The organism is Algoriphagus ratkowskyi, from assembly GCF_002150505.1.
GTDB lineage: Bacteria > Bacteroidota > Bacteroidia > Cytophagales > Cyclobacteriaceae > Algoriphagus > Algoriphagus ratkowskyi.
Window position 1 is genome coordinate 1 of the sequence record NZ_MSSV01000053.1, and the last position, 1,263, is coordinate 1,263.

At 37.7% G+C, this 1,263-nt stretch carries 1 protein-coding gene; it reads right to left on the reverse strand.

Annotated features, from left to right (window positions below; translation table 11 throughout):
• Nucleotides 1-190: 190 nt before the first annotated feature.
• Nucleotides 191-1,120 (reverse strand): IS256 family transposase, variant Zn-binding type, encoded by a 930-nt coding sequence (locus BVH02_RS21145; RefSeq protein ID WP_086503463.1) that lies wholly within the window; start codon nucleotides 1,118-1,120, stop codon nucleotides 191-193.
• Nucleotides 1,121-1,263: the final 143 nt, after the last annotated feature.

The window sequence follows — 1,263 nt, forward strand, 5'->3', positions numbered from 1 at the left end:
TAATGTACTGAAAAATAGTTGGTGACTTTAATGAGATAATTTCTTAATATCCAGTGTCGATTTGAAGAGGAAACAGGCTCTGGTGGAGACCAACTTGTCAGCAATAAAGTCAGCGCATAAACGAAAAAAGAGGTCTGGTGATTTTTTGCCAGACCTTACTTTTTTTGATATGCTTTATGGCTTTGAAAACTCATTTTTTATTTGACAAAAACACATACCATTTGATGAAGTCTATCCTGTGTCTTAGACTCAGACCGCGGTGTATATCTAGGTGGTTTTTTAGATGGCTAAAGTACCCTTCTATGCCGTTTGTTGTGGCTGGGATTTTAGGATTGCTGAGGTAATGAAACATATTAGGCATAGCCCTTTTAATAGTCTGATGCGATCTTCTCAGCAACTTGTGCGTGTACCAATATCTCCCTGTTTCGGAATTAAATGTTTTTTCATTGAGGTAATCCTTGTATCGTTTTTGCCATTCGTCCAGTGCTCTTTTCCAGGATAACTGATCGTTTGAAGTCTTGATCTGAAGTAGCATAAGCACTAGCCGACGAAGCTCTTGTCCGGCAATGTGTTTAGGGTATTTTGTGAGCCAGATCAAGCACATACGCTGAATATGCACTAAACAACGCTGCACAATCACATCAGGAAGAGACTTTTTAATAGCTTTTAGAATGCTTTTATGACCATCAGTGGTGATGCTTTCAAGCTGTATTCCTAAGCGTAAGAGGTTGTCAAGATCCTCTTTGATCTCTTCATAATGTTCCCCATTCGAAAACCTAATAAGCTGAGTATATCCATCTTCATTATCTTGATAGCAGACCAGACAGAAACGCTTAAAATATGTCGCATCCATCCTTAGATTTACCGACGTGCGCTTGATGATTTTAACTGAAGGAGAGCGGGAAAGATATTCGTAAAAAATACGTTGAAGTGTGTCTTTTGAAAGACCACTTTCTCGACTTAGAATCTTAAAAGTCTGCCGCTCAATAACCCATTTTTCAAACCATACAAAACGGTTTCGAAGCGTCTGTTCTTTGGAGTTACGAGTGAAGAAAATACCACAGTTTTTACATTTAAATCGCTGTTTCCCTACCTGCTTCCCCCAACGAATAACCTCCAAATTCCCGCAAGCCCAACATCTGTTTTTTTTGAGTTTTCATAATACAAAAAAAGTTTACTGAAACTGGTTTCAGTAAACCTCTTGTATTTAATTGATAATCAGTACTATTATAAGGTTTTTACCAACTATTTTTCAGTATTATG